The sequence below is a fragment of the Pseudomonas sp. GXM4 genome (genome assembly GCF_008923895.1).
In the GTDB taxonomy this organism is placed as follows: domain Bacteria; phylum Pseudomonadota; class Gammaproteobacteria; order Pseudomonadales; family Pseudomonadaceae; genus Aquipseudomonas; species Aquipseudomonas atacamensis.
Genome location: NZ_WBRZ01000065.1, coordinates 1 through 22,314, shown reverse-complemented (window position 1 = coordinate 22,314; position 22,314 = coordinate 1). Strand labels below are relative to the sequence as shown.

11 protein-coding genes are annotated in these 22,314 nt (G+C 57.6%); 5 read left to right on the top strand and 6 right to left on the bottom strand.

What is annotated here, in order from left to right:
- The first annotated feature begins 170 nt into the window (after positions 1-170).
- The 5 genes from F8N49_RS11165 (at position 171) to F8N49_RS11150 (ending at position 15,954) form a co-directional block, all read left to right on the top strand.
- Positions 171-3,806 (top strand): Tc toxin subunit A, encoded by a 3,636-nt coding sequence (locus tag F8N49_RS11165; RefSeq protein ID WP_256675427.1) that lies wholly within the window; start codon positions 171-173, stop codon positions 3,804-3,806.
- A gap of 9 nt (positions 3,807-3,815) precedes the next feature.
- Positions 3,816-4,667: a neuraminidase-like domain-containing protein gene (locus tag F8N49_RS28280; protein ID WP_256675426.1), complete on the top strand. Its 852-nt coding sequence runs from the start codon at positions 3,816-3,818 to the stop codon at positions 4,665-4,667.
- Between the two features lie 198 nt (positions 4,668-4,865).
- Entirely contained in the window at positions 4,866-8,654 is a 3,789-nt protein-coding gene (locus F8N49_RS11160) for an efflux RND transporter periplasmic adaptor subunit (RefSeq protein WP_256675425.1), read from the top strand.
- Positions 8,651-13,276: a SpvB/TcaC N-terminal domain-containing protein gene (locus F8N49_RS11155; protein ID WP_151551434.1), complete on the top strand. Its 4,626-nt coding sequence runs from the start codon at positions 8,651-8,653 to the stop codon at positions 13,274-13,276. Before F8N49_RS11160 ends, F8N49_RS11155 begins: the two co-directional genes overlap by 4 nt.
- Positions 13,273-15,954 carry an RHS repeat domain-containing protein gene (locus F8N49_RS11150; protein ID WP_151551432.1) on the top strand — a complete coding sequence of 894 codons (2,682 nt, stop codon included), beginning with the start codon at positions 13,273-13,275 and terminating at the stop codon, positions 15,952-15,954. The genes F8N49_RS11155 and F8N49_RS11150 overlap by 4 nt, the downstream gene beginning before the upstream one ends.
- 155 nt (positions 15,955-16,109) lie before the next feature.
- Here F8N49_RS11150 and F8N49_RS11145 read toward each other — a convergent pair whose 3' ends face one another.
- The 6 genes from F8N49_RS11145 to F8N49_RS11120 are packed head-to-tail and all read right to left on the bottom strand — an operon-like array spanning position 16,110 to position 22,062.
- Positions 16,110-17,852, bottom strand: a complete 1,743-nt coding sequence (locus F8N49_RS11145) for an ABC transporter substrate-binding protein (RefSeq protein ID WP_016775286.1) — start codon at positions 17,850-17,852, stop codon at positions 16,110-16,112.
- Between the two features lie 47 nt (positions 17,853-17,899).
- Positions 17,900-18,172 carry a DUF2160 domain-containing protein gene (locus F8N49_RS11140; protein WP_038861868.1) on the bottom strand — a complete coding sequence of 91 codons (273 nt, stop codon included), beginning with the start codon at positions 18,170-18,172 and terminating at the stop codon, positions 17,900-17,902.
- 10 nt (positions 18,173-18,182) lie between these two features.
- Positions 18,183-18,983 carry a carbohydrate ABC transporter permease gene (locus F8N49_RS11135; RefSeq protein ID WP_041477086.1) on the bottom strand — a complete coding sequence of 267 codons (801 nt, stop codon included), beginning with the start codon at positions 18,981-18,983 and terminating at the stop codon, positions 18,183-18,185.
- A gap of 9 nt (positions 18,984-18,992) precedes the next feature.
- Positions 18,993-19,859: a carbohydrate ABC transporter permease gene (locus tag F8N49_RS11130; RefSeq protein ID WP_007912484.1), complete on the bottom strand. Its 867-nt coding sequence runs from the start codon at positions 19,857-19,859 to the stop codon at positions 18,993-18,995.
- Positions 19,856-20,968, bottom strand: a complete 1,113-nt coding sequence (locus F8N49_RS11125; protein ID WP_073471307.1) for an ABC transporter ATP-binding protein — start codon at positions 20,966-20,968, stop codon at positions 19,856-19,858. The genes F8N49_RS11130 and F8N49_RS11125 overlap by 4 nt, the downstream gene beginning before the upstream one ends.
- Positions 20,968-22,062, bottom strand: coding sequence for an ABC transporter ATP-binding protein (locus F8N49_RS11120; RefSeq protein ID WP_016775291.1), 1,095 nt, complete (start codon positions 22,060-22,062; stop codon positions 20,968-20,970). The genes F8N49_RS11125 and F8N49_RS11120 overlap by 1 nt, the downstream gene beginning before the upstream one ends.
- Positions 22,063-22,314 lie beyond the last annotated feature (252 nt).

The window sequence follows — 22,314 nt, the reverse complement described above, 5'->3', positions numbered from 1 at the left end:
CCGCTTAGACAAATTAGAACTTATTATTCAAAGTCAAACGTCTGATTCGACATAAGAAACAGAGCAAGACAATAGATCCAAAAAGAATATTACTCATAGCAACTTGTTCTAATAAGACCGCCGGCAACTGTCAGCTCTGACAGGTTACGTCACAAGCATTTACCGTTAGCTTGCTCCTGTGCGACCTCTTTACGGGCCGTTACCCTTTTAGCAGGAGATCCATCGTCATGGCCGATAACAACAGATTGTTGAATGCTCTCGTGAAACCTGATGAATCTTTGAAAAAAGACCGCAGCGACTTCCCCACCGCCATGCAGCAAATGGGTTTCACCTCGGTCTTCGATATTGTCCGTCTATCCAAAGCAGCGTTCGCTCGACAGCTCGCGCGATACAGCGATGCGAACGCCGATGGGGCTTACGACAATGCAATGAAGTATGCGGCACTGATTGCGCGCCTGTATCGGGAATACCAGACCTCTTCCGGCGCGATGCAGCAACTGGCTCAACGCAATGGCGTGAGCTCGCTGGTTTCGCTGGGCGCTACTTATCAACGCATGTTCAATGAGAACTGGGATGAGTTCACCAAGGTCGGAGCCATTGCTGCCAACGACAGTCCGGTGGCCTATCTGACTGAACTTCGGAGATTTTCCCTGCAACTGGAAGCCACCAGTGAGGATCCCAAGCGACTATTGATGGATACACGCCGTCCTGACCTGAAGGACCTGCTGATCACCCAGGAGAGCACCTTTACCCCGAGGCCAATGCTGGAAATTGTCATGCAGGTACTGGAAAGTCATCTGCGCACTTATCTGGATGGCAATCTTCCCGACAGAAGCAAATCCACCCATCAGGCACTGGCCGAACGCAGCTACCCCTTCGAACTGCCCTACAACTTCTATCATCACCAATGCCAACTGGGGCTAGCGGATAAAAAGCCGTATCTGGGCGAGTTGAATTATCGAGCCAGTCTGTTGCTACCGATCAAACAGGTGGCAATCAACGACTATGGGAAATTGCAGCATCCGGTGCTACAGGCACAACGGATGCTGTGCGGGTTGAGCCCACAACAACAGCAATTGCTGATCGCCCCCCCGGTCTTCAGCCATTTTTATCTGACACGCAGCAATCTCCTCGACGGCTGGCAAAGCCCCCTCACCGCCTACCTGCGGCCACATACCACACGGAGCAGGTGTTACTTGCTGCTGTCAGGACAGCCTGATGACGTGACCGCGACTCCGCCAGCGGACGCACCAACAGATCAAGGCGGCGCAAAAACCGTTGTTTCACTGACCTTTCGCAAAGACGACAAGACCGTGCCAGCCAGTATCGATCTGAGCTCTAACGTGCCGGACCTCACCGGCACTGGCTGGCTGGTAAATCATCTGCACGCTGCGATAGATAAACCCATCATTGTGCATTTCCAGGCTGCCAGCCTTCCCCCGCCGACGGAGCAGGGATACACAGCCAGATTCGATCTGATCACTGCCACCGGGACCGTGGACCAACCGGTCCGTCTGGCCAGACAGCGCTTCGCCTTTACGCTGGATGACCAGTACAGCCTGACAACCACAGAAAAGAACTTTTTCAAAAGCAACTACGGTGTCGAAGTCACCAGCGATTCGCCTGTGCAGCAACTGACCCTGCTGACTGACTTTATGCAACACACTGGCCTCAACGCTGAACAGGTCGAGCAGCTTGTAGCCCGCCGCAGCTTTGCGGTGCGGTTGTCGCCCCATTGTCCATACCTGCAGCCGGCCCCGAACAGGATTGGCCCCCAGACCGGGCCTTTTCCAAATCACTACGGTGCCTGCTACGTCAATGGCATCGGTCCCGGTGCTGAACTGTCCGACAACGCGCCGGAACCGGGCCCGGAAACAGGCCTGAGCGATGAGTCAGACCACGCCATAGGACTGGAACGGATAGCGTCGGGCGACAACAAACAATGGCGTCTGACCAAAACCTCACTTGATCGTCTCGATCGCCTGCAACGGATGATCCGCCTGCAACGCTGGAGCGGCATTCCTTTCGCCAGACTCGACACATTGATCTGCAGTGCCATCCGCGCCGAGGGCGAAACCAACCTTGGCATGGAGCTGAACGAAAATACCTTGCGTGCGCTGGGCGTCTATCGTTACCTGAACCGACGCTACAGCATCGAACCTGAAGAGTTCGCGGCGCTGATGCACGACCTCAGCCCCTATGCCAGTGGCAAGGACGCGATGCCGTTGTTCGATCAAGTGTTCAACCGCGTGCAACTTTTCGACACACCGCTGATTCTCGATCAAACGCCCATCGATTTGATCTCCCTCGATGCCGCAACGCAGAAAACCCTGCTGCAACTATGTGCCGGGCTCGGTGTGCAGCCCACCGAAGACTCTCTTCTGTTGATTGCCCGGCAGACCGAAAAGCATGTGGGCACGCTCAAGCGTGACTTGCCAACCATTTCCTCGCTGTACCGCCAGGCACGGATCGCCAGGTTGTTCGGGCACTCGGTCGAAGAGTTGCTGGCATTGGCGGGACTTCTCGGAGGCTCGTCGTACAAAACCGCACTCGCCAGCGGCCGCTTGAGTGCACCGTCCACAGCGGCAAATCCGGACATCCTCGATGTGCTGATGCAACTGGATTGGGCTTTCACCTGGCTCGAAGACAGTCAGCAGACCGTGACTCAGGTATTGCAACGCCTGGGCATCGATGCCCCGCCAAATCACGAAGAGCCGGAAAATGATCAACAGATCAGATTGGCTGAGCAAGCTCCCCTGCCCGATGAGTTGCGGGCGCGTCTCACCAGGCTGCAAAGCGATACGCGCCGGAGCCTGGTGACCGAGGCCCAGATAAATGCGTTGGGCCTGCCGCTGCAGAGCGATGGCAAACGCAAGCGAGGACAAATCGACTGGTTCCAGTTACTGATCGAACACAGGCTGATCAATGCGGATGGCCTGCTGTCTGGCCTTGACCGCCCGCTGACCCTGGTGGATGAACCCGTTGCCTGGTTACAGAGCGATGTCGTTGAAGCGCTCAAGGGTCTCGGTCTGACTCAGCCTGTCAAAGATGCTTGTGCAGACAAGCTCGTCAAGTTTCTACTCGACGTACATGACCGGCAGGCGCAGTTGCTCGAAGGGCTGTTCCAGGAAGCCGCCAAGCTGGCGCCGGATTGCTGCCGGGCCGTCATCCACTGGGCCTGGGGCACGCCCTACAGCCTCTTGCTGCAAGCGCTCAAGACCCCTCTGCCCCAAGCGTTGATCGAGGATTATCAACGGGTAGCTCGCCACGCCGAGATCGTCAGAGAACTACGTCTGAGCAATAGCGCTCTGCGCTTGTTCGTGATCAATCCGATGTGGCTGGGTGGTCCTGAATACGAGGAAGGCAGCAACAGCATGCCGTCACTTTCCGATCTCTATCTGCTCGAACGCTTCAGTGACTGGTTCCACAGCCAGAGCCATTCCGAAGACAGCCTGTTGAGTTATTTCAGTAGCGCCAATCCAGCCAAGGCCCGATTGAAAAACAAGGCCCTGCGCCAGCTCGCCAGTGAAACGGCCAATGCTGCCCTTGCGCGTTTGCTGGAGTGGCCGCAAGCGCAAATCATCGCGCTGACCAGCACCCTCCCCGCTGACTGCGCCACCTCGATGGCTCACGTTGACTGGGTGCGTCGTTGCCAGGCCGCTTGTCAGACCAGCGGCTTATCTGCCGGGACGCTACTGCAAGCCACCGCGCTGGGCGACCAAAGCGATCTGCAGGCCTGGAAAGCCGTCGGTGAGGCAGTCATGGCCGCCCACTCTTCCGCTGACCCTTCACGTGACAATGGTTAAGGAACGATCATGACAACTGCCTTCGACGCGCCTCTCAACGAAGCACTGCGTGACGCGATGCTAGCCCTGTACCTGCACGAAGCCGTACCCAACGATCCCTACCTGATCGAGCAAGGGCTGGCTCAAAGGATCAAGACCGCCAACGACCTTTATGAATTCTGGTTGCTGGACGTACTGGTCAGCCAGAATGTGCCAACCAGTCCTGTGGCTTGTGCCATCGCCAGTTATCAGCAGCAAATCAACAGCATGATGCTCAGCCTGGAACCCGGTTACATCGATGACAGCTTCACTCCGCTACAGACCCGAACCTGGCGCGATGGCCTCAATCGCTACTCGATCTGGGGCGCTCTCCAGAAGTTGCGGAGCTCCCCGGACATCTATCTGGACCCGACCCTGCGCCTGACCAAGAGCGCCAGTTTCGAGCAACTGGAGAACGATCTCAACCAGGCGCAAATACAGCCAGAAACCGTACAGACCGCCGTGCTGGCTTACCTTGCCCGGTTCGAAGAAGTCGCCAATCTGAAAATCTGCAATGGCTACATCGACGGCGAAGACTTTGCCAATAGCACCTATTATTTCATCGGCAAATCTCCGGCCGAAAATGCCTGGTACTGGCGCTCACTCGACATGTCTCAGCGCGCGGTAAAAGTACCTGCGGGGAAACCAGAAGAGGTCCCGGAAAAATTTGACAAGCCGCTGCCCAGTGCCTGGTCGGATTGGCAAAAAGCCAATGTGCCCATTTCGGAAAAAGCGCTGGAGCACACCGTTCGCCCGTGCTGGTTCAATAACAGACTGTTCGTGATCTGGGCCGAGCTGGAACTCCAGGATGCAACCGCCACACAGTCACCGGTCACGGGCTAGGCTGACCCGAGCGTCAAGGTCAATCCCAGGTTCCGTCTATACGCCAGCTACAAAAAATACGACGACACCTGGAGCACTCCGCGGGTCTATATCGAGAGTTATTGCAAGACAGAGACGCTGGTCGCGAAACCTCTGGAAGAAATCGCTGAACAAACCCAGACCATCGCGGTGTATGACCACTCGACTTCGCCCGACTCCATGAAAGTCCTGATGTATTCGGGGTACCAGGGCGGCGATGATCACAACAACGACAAATACGATTTTCTGCGTACGATACAAATCGACAAGAACTTCAATGTGACGCCACTGTTTCCTTCATCCGGCGTAGTAACAGCCGGCAATATGATCCCAGCGTCGTCCGCCGGGATCTTCGAAAAAAGCGAACAGCACGTACGACTCATAGGCCACATCTTCGCTAAACCGGAAGCTGCTGGACGTTTTCAATATTGGCTGCCCGCCACTACACCTGTGTTCGGCGCTGTAGAACACGAAGTACCGCACGCAGACAAACCGACCTGGAACTTCAATGGCTGGCAATCGCGCATCGCGACCATGCGCGAAGGTACCGACCTTGACTATCGACCAGGCCGGTCCAGCCTCGAGTTGGTGCTCAGACTCGATGAGCGATTTCCAGATGTCACTACGCTGAAATTTTCTATCGGCAGCGCTGACGACAAAGAACTCTTTCACTTGACCCTGGTGTTCAATCACACAGCTGAAAGTCGCTGGCGCACCTTGCTTGAGGGCTCGGAGATCACGTCTGTCGGTGAATTCATGAACATGCAGGACACAGCGTATTGCTTCAGAGGTTTTCCAGACAGCATCAGAAGCCTGATTTCGGATTCCGACAGCAACAACCGAACGGAATTTACCGTCCCGCGCATACAGCCGGGTGGCACCGTTTCCCTCGCGGGCAAAGTCGCGGGCTCGGACATACTTGGTTTGCTGCGGGATAACCCGAACAGCATCCACGTCGGCGACGTTTGGCGAAGCCCCAAAGGAGGTGAAAGCTCTACAACCAGTCTGCTACCGAGCATTCGTAACCACATTTTCGAGGCTTACGGATATCAGCTGTTCATAGGACATCCTCTGGACGTACAGGTGGATGAATTTCCTGAATCGCTTGAGCAGATACGTCGTTTATATACCTCGGGCGTCGTTGAAAGCTTGAACCAAAACAACGGCGGCGGCGGATATATGATGATTCTGGACAAGGTCAGACATCTGCCCGACGGCTGGCCGGTCGAGTGGCCTGAGTCCGATGCAGCGCTGAAAATCCCTTTCGTGTATGGCGTCTTGATCCATAGAGACAGTCCGATCGGCTACACACCCGTCGGCGGAGCTCTGAAAGCGCTATCGATTACCTGGGGGGAGGCACTCGAAGCCGAACACCAGATCGCGCCGCGCATCAGCAACGATGACAATCCCTCGCTGGGCACAGCCCAATTCATTGACTTCAGCGGCTCCAGCATCGAGTACAGCGATGGGGGCCAACCTGAAAAGTCATTCCGTGCGCCTGTGCGCATGAACAGCACTTTTGCGCGGCAATTGATCAACCTTGCCGAGAACGGTATGGCCCCCTTGCTAAGCTGGGAAACACAGACCCAGCGCACAGAACCACCCATCCCTGATGGTCAGGGATCGCAAGCCATGGATTTCTCGGGCGCCTACTATCTGTATTTCCTCGAGCTGTTTCTGTACTTGCCATGGCTGGTGGCCTATCGCTTGAACGAAGAGCAGCAGTACGATCAGGCGAAACAGTGGCTGGCCTATCTATATGACCCGACACGACAGAGTGCCGAACCGGGGCACCCCGGTTACTGGCAGGCCGTGCCGCTGGAATTACCCGTGTGGCCTGGCCCGGTCGACCCCAGCCTGAGCATCCTGTACCCGGACGATCCGCATCAGATTGCCCTGAGTTTTCCCGTGCATTTTCGCAAGGCGCTGTGGAAACTGTTCATCGAGATCGAGAGCCGCCAGGCTGATCTGGCGTACGCCGAGCTGACACCGGATGGACTGGCCGAGGCCAAGTTGCGCTACGTGCACATCATGGACCTGCTGGGGCCGCGCCCGGATGTGCGCCAGGTCGACGATTGGTCGCCGCTCACGCTCGACGAATTGAGTTCGTCGAAAAATGCGCAATTGCGTGACTTCGAGCAGCGCCTGATCGCCACGCAACAGCAGCTTCAGCAACACCCGCCACTGCGCATCGGCAAGGCTGCGGCCTGCGAGTCGGCGCCCTTGCTATGCCTGCTGCCAAAGGGCGATGACCCGTTACTGACGAGCGTTGATATCGAATATCTGCGTCGCCCCTTCAATCCCGAACTGATCATGCATTGGGAGCGCGCCGAGAGCCGTTTGTACAACCTGCGGCATAATCTCGACATGGCCGGCACGCCCCTGAACCTGCCGTTGTTCGCCACGCCGCTGGATCCGCGGGCGTTGCTCGCCGCATGGGGCCAGGGCCTGTCGGGTGCGGCGCTCAGCCGTCTGTTGAATCCGCAAATCCCCGATTACCGCTTCAGTTTCATGTTCGCCTTGGCGCAGAACGCGGTGGACAGCGTGATCCAGTTCGGTTCAACGCTAATGTCGCTTATCGAACGCAAGGAGCAAGCGCAATATCTGGAATTGCAACAGCAACAGGCGTGGAACCTGGCGAAGATGGCAGTGGATATACAGGTTCAGGCCGGCAAGATTGACGAAAAAAACAAGGAGGCGTTGCTGGCGAGTCAGGACCTGATTACGGGACGTGTCGGTTATTACGAGAAACTGTTGAAAGAGGGTGTCAGCCCGCTGGAAATCGCTACGGGAGCCGCTTACCTGGCAGGAAATCTCGGCCAGACCGCAGCAATCATTGCTCAGGGAGTCGGTCACGCATTGACAGTAGCCCCCAACATAGTCGGCATGGCAGTTGGTGGTGCACGCCTGGAGGGGGCAGCTCTCAGCTTTGCGTCCCATGCACAAACGTGGTCGCAACTGGCCTATGCCGCAGGCCAAACCATGGAGCGAATCGAACAATATCGGCGTCGCACCCAGGAATGGACCCACGCCCGCGACCAGGCAAAACTTGAGGCCGACCAGATCAAGGCGCAAATCGCCGTCTACGAAGAACAACACAAAGCCAGCCAACTGCAGCTGCGACAGGCGCAAACTGCTCTGGAGCAGGCCAGGGCTACCCATGACTTCCTGCTGAGCAACAACCGCTTCAGCCGATCACAGACCTACGATTGGCTCAACAGCAAATTCGCCGGTTTCTACCACACCGCCTTCACCACCGCACAATCGCTGTGCCAGGCCGCCGAAGCCTGCTGGCAATACGAAATGGGCAATTTCACTCAGACCTTCGTCCATCCAGGCGCATGGAATGCCACCTACCGCGGCCTCGGCGCCGGGGAAGAGTTGAAGATGAGCCTGCAACAAATGTACAGCCAGTACATGCAGCACAACCGCCGCGATCTGGAAATCAGGAAAACCGTGTCACTGCAGGATTTGATGGCCAAGGACCCGAGTTCAACCATCAATAAAACGTGGGCAGACATCAAATCATCGCTGCTCAGCAACGGCACGTGTGAGTTCGAACTGACTCAGAAAATGTTCGACGATGATTACGCCGGGCAAAATCATTATCTGCGTCGGATCAAGACTATCAGCGTAACGCTACCGGCTATCCTCGGGCCCTATCAAGATATCCGAGCGGTGCTGAAACAGACCTACAGCAAAGTTGAAATGGCCTCAACGCCAGGCAACGCCAAGGACAACCTGCGGGTGAGCCAGCAGATTGCCCTGTCTTCATCACTGGAAGACAACGGCATGTTTCAGCTCAACTTCCAGGATGAACGCTATCTGCCATTCGAGTACACCGGGGCAATCTCACGCTGGAGCCTGACATTTCCCAACTATGCTGACCAGGAGGCCATGCTCAAGCGCCTTTCCAACATCATCCTGCATGTGTGCTACACCGCCAGATGTGAAGGCGGTTCGCTATGAGCGAACAACAGCAGCCGCAACCATCGACAATGCAGATCAACACCCCCAGCCTGCCCAAGGGCGGCGGTGCTATCCAGAGCATCGGCAAGGGATCGGCCGGCGTAGGTACCAAGGGCACTGCGTCGCTGGAACTGCCGTTGCCGATTTCCCTGGGGCGCGGTTTTATCCCGCCGCTGGGTCTCGTTTACAGCAGCGGTACGGGCAACAGCCCTTGCGGACTTGGCTGGCAGTTGACGGTTGACGCGGTGACCCTGCGCACGGTCAAAGGCGTGCCGACTTATGACGGCACTGACCAGATCGTGGGACCTGACGGCGATGTCTGGATGCCCGAACGCAATGAGAGCACCGGCGAACTGATTTCCCGCACCGCTGAGGATTACAACGGCTTACCCCTGACGACAGCGTATGACGTCGTTCGCCACTGGCCACGGACCGAGGGTGCTTTCGCCTTGATCGAACATTGGTCGAACGAGACCGACAAACCCGGCTTCTGGCTGATTCACCGTGCCGACGGCAGCCTGCATATCTATGGCAGCACAACCAATTCACGCCGGGTCGACCCTTGCGACCCGCAGCGTGTGGGCGTCTGGCTGATCGAAGAAAGCCTCAATACCCGCGGCGAACACATCATCTACGAGTACAAAGCGGAAACCGAGCTGCCAGTGGCTCCGCAGTATCGCGACTACCGCGCTCAGCGCTATCTCAAACGAGTGTGTTACGGCAACGAAAAAGCCTGCGCGCATCTGTACGCCTGGGACCCCGGCAGCTGGGAAAAACAGTTATGGCACTTTCAACTGGTGTTCGACTATGGCGAGCGCAGCACCGACCTTGAACAAGTGCCGACATTCAATGAACAACAACCATGGCCCGAGCGCAGCGATCCTTACTGGATCTATGCCTACGGTTTCGAGTTGGGTAATCGACGTCTGTGCCGACAAGTGCTGATGTTTCATCACTTCCCCAAGGAGTTGGGTGACGATCCGGTTCTGGTACAACGCCTGCTCCTGCAATATCGCCTCAGTGCGCTGGGCTACAACCACCTGAGCGCGGCTCATCAGCAGGCGTACGACGGACTCGGCCAGATCGAAAGCCGACCGCCAATGGAGTTCACTTACAACACGTTCGACCTCGTCTCGCAACCGCAGGGCTGGAAAGAATTCCCGGCCATGCCCGGGCTCAACGATAGTCATCAATATCAGTTGGTCGACCTGTACGGTGAGGGCCTGGCGGGTGTGCTCTGTCGATATGACCAGGGCTGGTATTACCGCGAGCCGCTGCGCGGTGAAACTGGCAGTGAAGACGTTAGCTACAGCGACTGGCAACGCCTTGAGCAAATACCGCCTGCCGACCATGGCAAGGCGGTGCGCCAGTCCCTGACTGACCTCACCGGCGACGGCAAGCTCGACTGGGTGCTCGCCACGCCAGGCATGTGCGGATTTTTCACCCTTGACCCGGATCGTAGCTGGTCCGGCTTCATGACATTCGATGCGTTTCCCGGTGAGTTTTTCCACCCGATGGCACAGATCAGCGATCTGGTAGGCGATGGTCTTAGCGACCTGGCACTGATCGGGCCGCGCAGTGTTCGCTTGTACGCCAACCGTCGCGCGGCAGGTTTCGCCGACGGTATTGACGTACCACATAAAGAGGAAAATGCCTCTGGCGATCACGATGACCTGCCTGTCCTCAGCAATAGCCCGAGCGAAATCGTCGCGTTCGCCGATGTGCTCGGCAGCGGCCAGCAACATCTGGTACGCATCCGTCATAACGAAGTCAAATGCTGGCCGAATCTTGGCCGTGGCCGCTTCGGCAAGGGCTTCGTGCTGTGCCCCCTGCCCTTCGATGACAGCGAATTCAATGCGTCACAGGTTTTGCTCGCTGATCTCGACGGTTCGGGTGCAGCTGATCTGATCTATCTCGAAACCGAGCGCCTGCGCGTGTTCATGAACCATGCCGGCAGCGGGTTTCAACAGACCTCCGTCGACCTGTCCTGGCCCGAAGGCCATTCCTACGACCCGCTGTGGCAGGTCAGCAGCGCGGATCTGCAAGGCCTGGGTTGCGCCAGCCTGGTCGTGACGCTACCGCACATGTCGCCAGAGCACTGGCGCTACGACTTTGTCCAAGCCAAGCCGTATCTGCTCAACCGCAGTTGCAACAACATGGGCGCCAGCACTGGTGTGGACTACCGCAGCTCCGCTCAGGAATGGCTGGACGAAAAACAAGAGTTGCAGGCGGCCGGTGTCGCCAGACCGGTTTCCTCGTTGCCAATGGCGATGCACCTGGTCAGCCGGCAAACCCAATGCGATGAGATTTCCCGCACCACCTTGAGTCAGAGTTTCAAATACCGGGGCGGTTACTACGATCGTTTCGAGCGCGAGTTCCGTGGTTTCCGCCTGCTACTGCAAAGCGACACCGAAGCGTCGGCCGCCGAACGTGCGACGGCGGGGTTCACAGCGCCGATCCTCAGCAAGACCTGGTTTCATACCGGCGAAACCATCGACCCGCCGAGGGCCGGGTATTACACCCGCGACGCGGAGGCAATCGATCTCAGACCCTCACTGCTGCAGAACTACCACTTCAATGATCGCCTCGCGCAACCCTTTACCGTAGCCGATGACGACAGCGCCCGGGAGATCGCTCGCACGCTGAGCGGCCGGGTAATGCGCTCGGAAATCCATGCTGCCGATGACGATCCCGCGACCGCCGTGCCATACGTGGTTCAGGAACATCGCTATGGCGCGCGGGTATTGCGTCCCAAGGGCAAGCATCAGCCTTACGCGGTGATATTGCCTTTGGAGGTGGAATCCATCAATTACCAATACGAACCCGCTATCGCCGACGATCCAATGTGCCAGCACCAGTTGAATCTGGAATGGGATCAATACGGGACCGTAGTGCACGCGTTCAGTGTCAACTACCCACGACGCAAGACCAGCAGCGATACGCCGCCGTTCAACGAGGAGCATCACCAGAACTGGTGGAAGGATGCTCATGACGATGCGCAACAAAAATGGTACCTGACGCAGCTCAAGTCAGAACCGATTCATTTGCCCAATAACGAGGCTTGGCGCCTTGGATTGTCCTGCCGCCTGCGCAGCAATTCTCTGGTGCTGGAAAAAGCGGCGCTGAGTGCCGCAACGATCCATCATGAACACATCTTGCAAATGGGCCGCGACGATGGCGAATGGGCGCAGCACGCGGTGTTGTCTGCTTTGACGCTGCAGCGCTACATCGACCCTCGCAGCGGTGCAACCCTGGATCCGGGCGCGTCGACTTTCGAAGGCTTGCCCGCCTACATGGAGACGGCCGAACTGGATGCTGTCGCGCTCAGCGCTTACGACAAACTCGCGGTGGATGGCAGCATGCCCTTCAACCTGAAAGAAAAACTCGAATCGCCAGAGGTGGGTTACCACATCATGCCGCTGTTTTTGCCCGAGCAAGACCACGCTCCGACTGGCGACCCTGACGACGCGAAGAATTATCTGTGGTCAGTGCACAGAGGGTTCCCTACCTACCACACACTTGACGGCTTTCATAACGTGCAGAAATACCGTGAAACCCGCAGTCACGGTGAAACCCTGATTACCTACGACGCGTATTGGTGTGTGACCACCGCAGTGACCTTACCGGACGGTTGCACTACCCGCAGCCTGGACGTGGATTACCGCACCTTCCTCCCTGCGACCATCGAAGATGCCAACCGCAACCTGCAAGAAGCACGCTATAACGCCTTCGGTGAACCGCTGGTAAGCAGTTTCCATGGCACCGAACTTGGAGAGCCGGTGGGTTTTGACCCGCTACAAACCTACATCCCGCCCGCAGACCGCGACCCGGCCATAGCCATCGCCAATCCGAAACAAGCGATTGGCAATTTCGCCAGCGCCAGTTTCTGGGACACCTTCAGCTGGATGGGACGCATCTCCCGTTCGTCCCCGCCCTCCCCCGAGTGGTTGGCCTGGGCGAAAAATCAGGGTTTCATCCTGCCCGACGGACACCTTTGCGACCGCGCCTGGCAATACGTTGCCAAGCTGGAAAATCCCGACCCGAACGAAACCGTGCTGCAACAGCAAATCGCTGCGGCACAGCGTGAGCCCGTGTATTCGGTGGCCCTGCTGGCCGACCGCTACCCAGGTGACCCGGCGCTACAAGTGCGAGTCAGCATTGCCTGCCTGGACGGTTTTGGCCGTACCCTGCAGACCAAACAGGAGGTCCCCCCCGGCGTAGCCTGGCAAGTCGATGACAACGGCGAGCTGGTCCTCGACGACAATGGCAAACCGATAGACGCCGAGGCCCGGCGACGCTGGCGTGTCAGCGAGCCAGTCGAATACAACAACAAAGGCCAAACAGTGCGGATTTACCGACCCTACTTCGCCGATCAACCGCGTTATATCAATGATCGCTCGATGCGCAAGCATGCTTTTCACGACCAGCAGTTCTACGACGCGGTGGGCCGACCGACGGAAACCGTACTGGCGAAACAAATGCTGCAAGGCAATCCGCCGATGCTGAAACCTTTGCGCCGGGAAGTCTGGTACTGGATCTGGTGTAACGTCGCCTTCGATGAAAACGATCTGTTTGACCCACCGCCGGAACAACGACGACGCAACTGGTGGACAGGGAGGTGAGCAGGCATGCGCAGACGCCGCATCTGAGCGTCACGGATTCCCGAGGCTTGCCGGTGCGGCAGGTCGCCTACTGGCGCGAAGATGGCAGCGAATCTGAAGCGCGGATCACCGCGGTTCAACATGACGTTGGTGGACGACCGGTGGCGCAGCGCGATCCACGATTGTTCGCCGATGCCTCAGCCCCCGCCAACCTCAGGACCATTTACTCACTGACCGGTCAGGTGCTGATCACCCTCAGCGTCGATGCCGGATGGCGCGTCACTCTGTGGGGCGAGGCGCGTCAACCGCTGCACGGTTGGGATGGCCGGGGCAGCCTGCGCAGCATCGAATATGACAAACAGCTGCGACCACAGGCGGTATTCGAACACGCCGGCGACGGCGCACCTTTGTGTGCGGAGCGATATGCTTATGCCGGCAGCGATCCGACATTTGCCGTGCGTAACCAGTGCGGGCAGCTCATCCGTCATGATGATCCGGCTGGCACGCAGTTGTTCGAACAGTTCGGACTGACCGGTGGAATCCGGACGCAGTCTCGACGCTTTCTGTGCTCATTCGACTCTCCCGACTGGCCGGTATCGCTCAGCGAGCGTGACAAATTACTCGAAGACGCGCATGCCGCCACGAGCTACACGCGTTTCAACCCGCTCTCGGAAATCATCGAACAAATCGACGCCAGAGAACACCGACAGCTTTTCAGCCAGACCGTGGACGGGCAGTTGCGAGAGGTTGGACTGCAATTGAAGGGCTCCGCGCCGAAAACGCTGGTCGGCGCCATCCAGTACGATGCCCAAGGACATACCCTTCGGGAAACCGCTGGCAACGGCGTGCTCACCACATTCGACTACGCCGCCGAGGATGGCAGGCTGATCAGTCTGCTACGCCAGCGCGGCAACGACATCCTGCAAGACTTGCGTTATGCCTACGACCCGGTAGGCAATGTGCTGAGTGTTGAAGACGCCGCCCTCCCGATTCGATACTTCGCCAACCAGCGCATCGAACCGGTCAACCGCTACCGTTATGACAGTCTCGATCAGTTGATCGAGGCCACGGGTTGGGAGGCGTGTCAGACATCGAAGTTTTCACTGATTGCAGATCCTGCAGCCATCGCCAATTACACCCAGACCTATCGCTATGACCGCGCTGGCAATCTGCTCGAATTGACTCACAACGGCCCGCAACGCCACGGTCAGCGCCTGCTCGCTGCCAAGCACAGTAACCGCTGCTTGCCGGTGCGCGATGGCTTGGAACCAGGCGAGGAAGATTTGCGCAACGGCTTCGATGCCAATGGCAATCTGCTTGGCTTGCAACCAGGACAGACTTTCAACTGGGACTTGCGTAACCAATTGCGTGAAGTTCGGCTGGTTTTGCGTGAAGACCGTTCGGATGATAACGAGCAATACCGATACGCCGCAGACGGCATGCGCGTGCACAAAATGCGGCTGATACAGACCAACGCTAAAACGCTGATGGCCGAAGTGCGTTATCTGCCAAATCTGCAAATCCGTACCCACAGTGGTACGGGGGAAATGCTGCAAATAATCAGTGTTCGAGCCGGGCGCAGCAGCGTGCAGGTGTTGCACTGGGAATCCGAACCGCCCAAAGGTAATGACAACGATCAGCCGCGTTACAACCTCAACGACCATTTGGGTTCCTGCACCATGGAGCTCGACACCACAGGCCAGCTCATCAGTCAGGAGCAATACCACCCTTTCGGCACTACCGCGTGGTTTGCCGGACGCAGCGAAATCGAGGCAAGTTATAAAACGCTGCGCTATTCGGGCAAAGAGCGGGATGCGACCGGGCTTTATTATTATGGGTTCAGGTATTACATGGCCAGTTGGCAGCGGTGGCTGAATCCGGATCCGGCCGGGGTGATTGATGGTCTGAATCTGTTCAGCATGGTGAAAAACAATCCGTTGACCTATTTCGACATTGATGGGCGAATTCGTGAAGGCGTCAATGAAGAGTACCCGGCTAAAGCGACCATCAAGTATTTCCGTGCGCCGCAATCATCAACACCATTTTCAGAAAATTCGATAAGTAACGAAAGCACGAGATTTGGATTTCCTGATACACCACCATTGTCTTCGCAAGTCATGAGCGCAAGCCCCCCCATCCAAGAGATGATGGAAAAAGTGCAATTGACAGACTCTCCGCTGAAGAATAAGTCGACCCCGATTGCAGATGATATTGGTGGTAGCCCTGCCATAGCCGGCGGAGGTGAAGGAATGATATTCGAGAGCGCCGACGGAAAACATGTCTATAAAAAGTTCACCGGATTCAACGAGCAAAACAGTATTCCGGGATCTATAAAATTCGAAGCCGAGGGTTTCAATGCTTACTATGGAGCAGGCTCGGCGACGGCACTTATTGAAGATAATCAGATTTATCTAAAGATGATAAAACTCGATGGCATCCCCCTCGGGGACATCAAGAAAGGTTCCATTCCGGCAAGCGGCGCCAATGCTCTTTTGGAGATGTTTGATGAAATGGAAGCAAAGGATCTATATCACCAGGATGTACAAGACCATAATTTCCTCTGGTCGGAGAGAGATACCAAAGTTTACCCCGTCGACATGCAGGCGTTCCCCTTTGAGCTTGCTCAATACACGATAGACACATACGAGCGAAGTAAAAAACAGTTGCTGACTCAATTTGCTCGCAACGTAAAACGCTGATTTCCATCCCCCTCAAGCCCTTGAAGGGACATCGCGGTGTATGCGAAATGCGTGCATTACAGTACATATGGGAGCCAGACGGCTGTCGATTCAAATAAATGGGGAGAAAAGCAAACGGCACCTTCCGGTGCCGTTCTCTCCTTACATTTCCAACATCACTTGCGCGCATCCGCCCAGGATTTCAGCAGTTCGCTATAGCTCACGGTTTCACCCTTCGGCTTCTCGTTGGCCAGTTTCGGCTTCGGTGCGCCCGGTTGATCGAACCAGTATTGCGCATCGCGTTCCGGGTTCATTTTTGGTGCGCAAGTGGCCTGGGCCTTGGAGCGCTCGAGGCGTTCCATGATGCGGTCCTGATCCTTGGCCAGGCCATCAAGCGCTTGTTGCGGTGTTTTCTCGCCGCTGGCCGCTTCGGCGATATGGCTCCACCACAGCTGAGCGAGACGTGGATAGTCGGGCACGTTGGTGCCGGTCGGCGACCATTGCACACGGGCCGGGCTGCGATAGAACTCGACCAGACCACCGAGTTTCGGCGCCAGATCGGTCATGGCCTGCGAGTTGATGTCCGACTCGCGAATAGGTGTCAGACCGACAATGGTTTTCTTCAGCGAAACAGTTTTCGACGTGACGAACTGCGCGTACAGCCACGCCGCGAGTTTCTGTTTCTCAGGCGTGGATTTCATGAACGTCCACGACCCCACATCCTGATAGCCGAGCTTCATGCCTTCTTCCCAATACGGGCCTTTAGGCGACGGCGCCATGCGCCATTTCGGCGTGCCGTCGGCGTTGACCACCGGCAGGCCGGGTTTGGTCATGTCGGCGGTGAACGCGGTGTACCAAAAGATCTGCTGGGCAATGTTGCCCTGCGACGGCACCGGGCCGGACTCGGAGAAAGTCATGCCGGCCGCTTCCGGTGGCGCGTATTTCTTCAGCCAGTCGACGTATTTGGTGGTGGCAAACACGGCCGCCGGGCCGTTGGTGTCGCCGCCACGGGTCACGCTTGAACCGACGGGATGACAGTCCTCGACGCGGATGCCCCACTCGTCCACCGGCAAACCGTTGGGCAGTCCCTTGTCACCGCCACCGGCCATGGAGAACCAGGCGTCGGTGAAGCGCCAGCCCAGCGACGGGTCTTTTTTGCCGTAATCCATGTGGCCGTAGACGCGTTTGCCGTCGATTTCCTTGACGTCTTCGCTGAAGAATTTGGCGATGTCTTCATAGGCCGACCAGTTCACTGGCACGCCCAACTCGTAACCGTACTTCTCCTTGAACTTGGCTTTCAGATCAGCGCGCTCGAACCAGTCGGCACGGAACCAGTACAGGTTGGCGAATTGCTGGTCGGGCAGTTGATAGATCTTGCCGTCCGGCGCAGTAGTGAAGGAAATGCCGATGAAGTCCTTGATGTCGAGAGTTGGCGAGGTGAAATTCTTGCCTTCGTTGGCCATCAGGTCGGTGATCGATTCGGTCTTGCCGTAGCGAAAGTGCGTGCCGATCAGGTCGGAGTCGTTGACCCAGCCGTCGTAGATGTTCTTGTCCGACTGCATCACCGTCTGCATTTTCTCGACCACGTCGCCTTCCTGCAGCAGGTCGTGGGTAAGTTTGATCCCGGTGATTTCGCTGAAGGCCTTGGCCAGCACTTTGGACTCGTATTCGTGGGTGGTCAGGGTTTCGGAAACGACCTTGATGTCCATGCCGCGAAACGGCTCGGCGGCCTTGATGAACCACTTCAGTTCTTCGAGCTGCTGTTCGGCCGTCAGGGTCGAGGGCTTGAACTCGCTGCCGATCCATTTTTTTGCAGCATCTTCGTAGGCGTCGGCCCAGGCAGATGCGCTCAGACCGCTGAGTGCCAGCATGGCTGCCAATGAAATGCTATGTCGCAGCTTATTGTTTTTATCGAACATAGAGACCTCCTGTTTAAGTTGTGGAGCCGCGTTGCCGAACGATTCGACTAGCCCCAACGCATCACAGCCAACAGCCACACCAGGGACAACGCGGACGCCACCCAGATGCTCCAGTCGGTGACGCCGATTACCAGCAAATGCAGGTAGGCGCTGCCGAGAAGACCGATAAACAAGCGATCGCCACGGGTGGTGGCAATCGGCAGAAACCCGCGCCGCAGAATGCTCGGCGAGCGCAATTCCCAGGTGGTCATGCCCACCAGAATCAGACCGATGCCGATGAAGAACGCGGCGGTCGGTGTCGTCCAGCTCATCCATTCCATCATCAGCTCCTCAGACTCGACCGAGGGCAAAGCCCTTGGCCACGTGGTTGCGTACAAACCAGATCACCAGCATGCCCGGCAGGATGGTCAACACCCCCGCCGCTGCCAGCACGCCCCAATCGATCCCCGACGCCGACACCGTGCGCGTCATCACCGCCGCAATCGGCTTGGCGTTGACCGAGGTCAGCGTGCGCGCCAGCAGCAGCTCGACCCAGGAAAACATGAAGCAGAAAAACGCCGTGACGCCGATACCGGAGCCGATCAACGGGATGAAAATCTTCACGAAGAACTTGGGGAAACTGTAGCCGTCGATGTAGGCCGTTTCGTCGATCTCCTTGGGCACGCCGGACATGAAACCTTCGAGAATCCACACCGCCAGCGGCACGTTGAACAAGCAGTGCGCCAAGGCCACGGCGATGTGCGTGTCGAACAGGCCGATCGACGAATACAACTGAAAGAACGGCAGCAAAAACACCGCCGGCGGCGCCATGCGGTTGGTCAGCAGCCAGAAGAACAGATGCTTGTCGCCGAGGAAACGATAGCGTGAAAACGCGTAAGCCGCCGGTAACGCGACGCTCAGGGAAATCACCGTGTTGAGGCTGACGTAATACAGCGAGTTCAGATAGCCGGTGTACCAACTCGGATCAGTGAAGATCACCTTGTAGTTCGCCAGCGTGAATTCCTGTGGGAAAAGCGTCAGGCCGCCGAGGATTTCGGTGTTGCTCTTGAACGACATGTTCAGCAGCCAGTAGATCGGCACCAGCAGGAACAGGATGTACACCAGCAATGGAATAAGCTTTCTCTTGCTCATGGCCGGGCCTCAGCGGTTGGCGTCGGAGTGCGTCATGGCGGTATAGAACAGCCAGGACACCAACAGGATGATCAGGAAGTACACCAGCGAAAACGCCGCTGCCGGACCGAGGTCGAATTGCCCTACAGCCATCTGCGTCAACGTCTGACTCAAGAAGGTCGTGGCATTGCCCGGCCCGCCGCCGGTGAGCACGAACGGCTCGGTGTAGATCATGAAACTGTCCATGAAGCGCAGCATCACCGCGATCAGCAGCACGCTTTTCAGCTTGGGCAACTGAATGTGGCGGAACACCGCCCAGGCCGAGGCGCGGTCGATGCGCGCGGCCTGGTAATAGACGTCGGGAATTGCTCGCAAACCGGAGAAACACAGCAGCGCGACCAGCGAAGTCCAGTGCCAGACGTCCATCACCAGCACCGTCACCCAGGCGTCCATGGTGTTGGCCGCGTAGTTGTAGCTGATGCCCATCGCGTTGAGGCTGGAACCGAGCAGGCCGATGTCGGCGCGGCCGAAGATCTGCCAAATGGTGCCGACCACGTTCCACGGAATCAGCAGCGGAATCGCCAGAATGATCAGCACCACCGAGGACCAGCGGCCCTTGGTCGGCATGGTCAGCGCGACGGCGATGCCCAGCGGGATTTCAATCAGCAGCACGCAGGCGGAATAGATGAACTGGCGCAGCAGCGAGTCGTGCAGACGCGGATCAAGCAACACTTGCTTGTACCAGTCAGCACCAACGAAGTAGCGGCTGGACTGGTCGAAGATGTCCTGCACCGAATAGTTGACCACGGTCATCATCGGGATCACCGCACTGAACGCCACCAGCAGGAACACCGGCAACACCAGCCACCAGGCCTTGTTGTTCTGCACTTTGTTCATGGCTGCGCCTCCTCGTCGCTGACTTCCAGGAGAAATTCGTCGGCATAGACCATCAGCCATTGCGCCGGGAAGCTGATGTAAGCCGTGCCCTGAGGCACCGGTTTGTCTTCAGCCAGACGCACCTTCAACGGTGCGCCGTCGAGGTTGAGGGTCATGATCTTGTAGGTGCCGAGGTCTTCGACGTGTACGACTTCGGCCTGCATCGCGTCGTCAAACGGCTCGTCCCACACATGAATGAACTCGGGGCGGATGCCGACCTTGAGATTTTTCCACTGGCCGTGCTCGATATGGCGCTGCAAGGCGTCGGATAACGGCAGGTGCGTTGAGGCGAAACCGACGCCACCGGGCTGCGGCTGCACCTCGATCAGATTCATCCCCGGGCTGCCGATGAAATAGCCGACAAAGGTGTGGCTCGGCCGCTCGAACAATTCCCGTGGTGTACCGAACTGGACGATCTGACCGCCGTACATCACCGCGATCTTGTCAGCGAAGGTCGAGGCTTCCAGTTGATCGTGGGTGACGTAGACCATGGTGATGTTGAACTGCTCGTGGATCTGCTTGAGCTTGCGCCGCAGCTTCCACTTCAGGTGCGGGTCGATCACCGTCAGCGGCTCATCGAAGAGGATTGCCGAGACGTCATCGCGCACCAGGCCACGGCCCATGGAGACTTTCTGCTTTTCGTCGGCGGTGAGATTGCGCGCTTTTTTGCTCAGCAGATTCTGCAGATCGAGCACTTCGGCAATTTCCTGCACCTTGCTGTGCACTTTCGCCTCGGCCATGCCCTGATTACGCAGCGGGAAAGCGAGGTTGTCGAACACGGTCATGGTGTCGTAGACCACCGGAAACTGGAAAACCTGGGCGATGTTGCGCTTCTCCGGCGTGAGGTCGTTGACCGCTTTGCCGTCAAACAACACGTGGCCCTGGGACGGGCTGAGCAGGCCGGAAATGATGTTGAGCAAGGTCGACTTGCCGCAACCGGACGGGCCGAGCAAGGCGTAGGCGCCGCCCTGCTCCCAGACGTGATCCATCTCGCGGATCGCGTAATCCTCCGCGCCGCTCGGGGTTTTGCTGTAGCTGTGGGCGAGGTGCTGCAAACGGATTTCGGCCATCAGGCAACCCTCGCGACACGCCGGCCCGGTGCTTGCACCAGACGGCCCTGCGCATCGAAAACGAACAGTTTGTGGGTCGGGATATAGATGCGGATCGGCGCATCGACGTCGTATTCGTGAACCCCGGGCAAGTGCAGCACCAACAGAAAGTGCTCGTTGCGCACATGCAGGAAGGTTTCCGAGCCGCTGATTTCGGCGACCTCGACGGTCACCGCCAGTTCGAGGTCGTCATCGTTGCTCGGCACCAGCGAGATATGGCTCGGGCGTACACCGAAGCGGAACTCGCCCTCGCCCACCGGGCGCAGATCGACGTTCAGCGGAAAGTGTACGAAGTTGGCGAAGCTGACTTCGTTGCCGGCAATGCGTCCCGGCATGAGGTTGATCGGCGGCTCGGAGAACAATTCAGCGGCGAGCACCGATTGCGGTTGGTGATAGACCTCGGTCGACGGCCCGCTCTGGATCACCCGGCCTTCGTGCAGGATGGTGGTGGTGCCGCCGAGGGCCAGCGCTTCGTTGGGCTCGGTGGTGGCGTAGATGGCGATGGTGTGGCGGGCCTTGAACAGCTCGCGCATTTCCTGACGCAGCTCTTCGCGCAGCTTGTAGTCGAGGTTGACCAGCGGCTCGTCGAAGAGGATCAGTTCAGCATCCTTGACCAGCGCGCGGGCCATGGCCGTGCGCTGTTGCTGCCCACCGGAGAGCTCCAGCGGATAGCGCTGCAAGAACTTCTCGATGCGCAGCATGCGTGCGGTTTCCTGCACCTTGCTGTGGATGATCTCTTTCGAAATACCGGCCTGGCGCAGTGGCGAGGCGATGTTCTCGAACACCGTCATGGTCGGGTAATTGATGAACTGCTGATAGACCATCGACACGTTGCGCAGCCGCACCGGGCGCTGGGTAACGTCGACGCCGTTCATCAGCACGCGGCCGCTGTCGGGCTTGTCGAGGCCGGCCATCAGGCGCATGAGGCTGGTCTTGCCGGACAGGGTACGCCCGAGCAGAACGTTGAAGGATCCGGGTTCGAATTTCAGGCACGCATCGTCGATCCAGATCTGGCCCTCGACGGTACGGCTGACGTGCTCCAGGGTGAGTGACATGGCTCGGCCTTTGTTATTTTTGGAGTCAAGCGACCGGAGCAACAGAGCGACATTCGTGCCAGAAATAGCAAGTCGTTGATTTGTCTTGAGATGCAGTGTTTACGGGTGCAAGCGGCGTTCACAGCTGAACACTTTTGAACAGTCGGGGTGATTGACAATGAACAATAGTGAACAACACTCTATGCACTGTTCACCCCCATGCAGGAGCTGCCGAAGGCTGCGATCTTTTGACTTTGACTTTGCTTTTTCAAG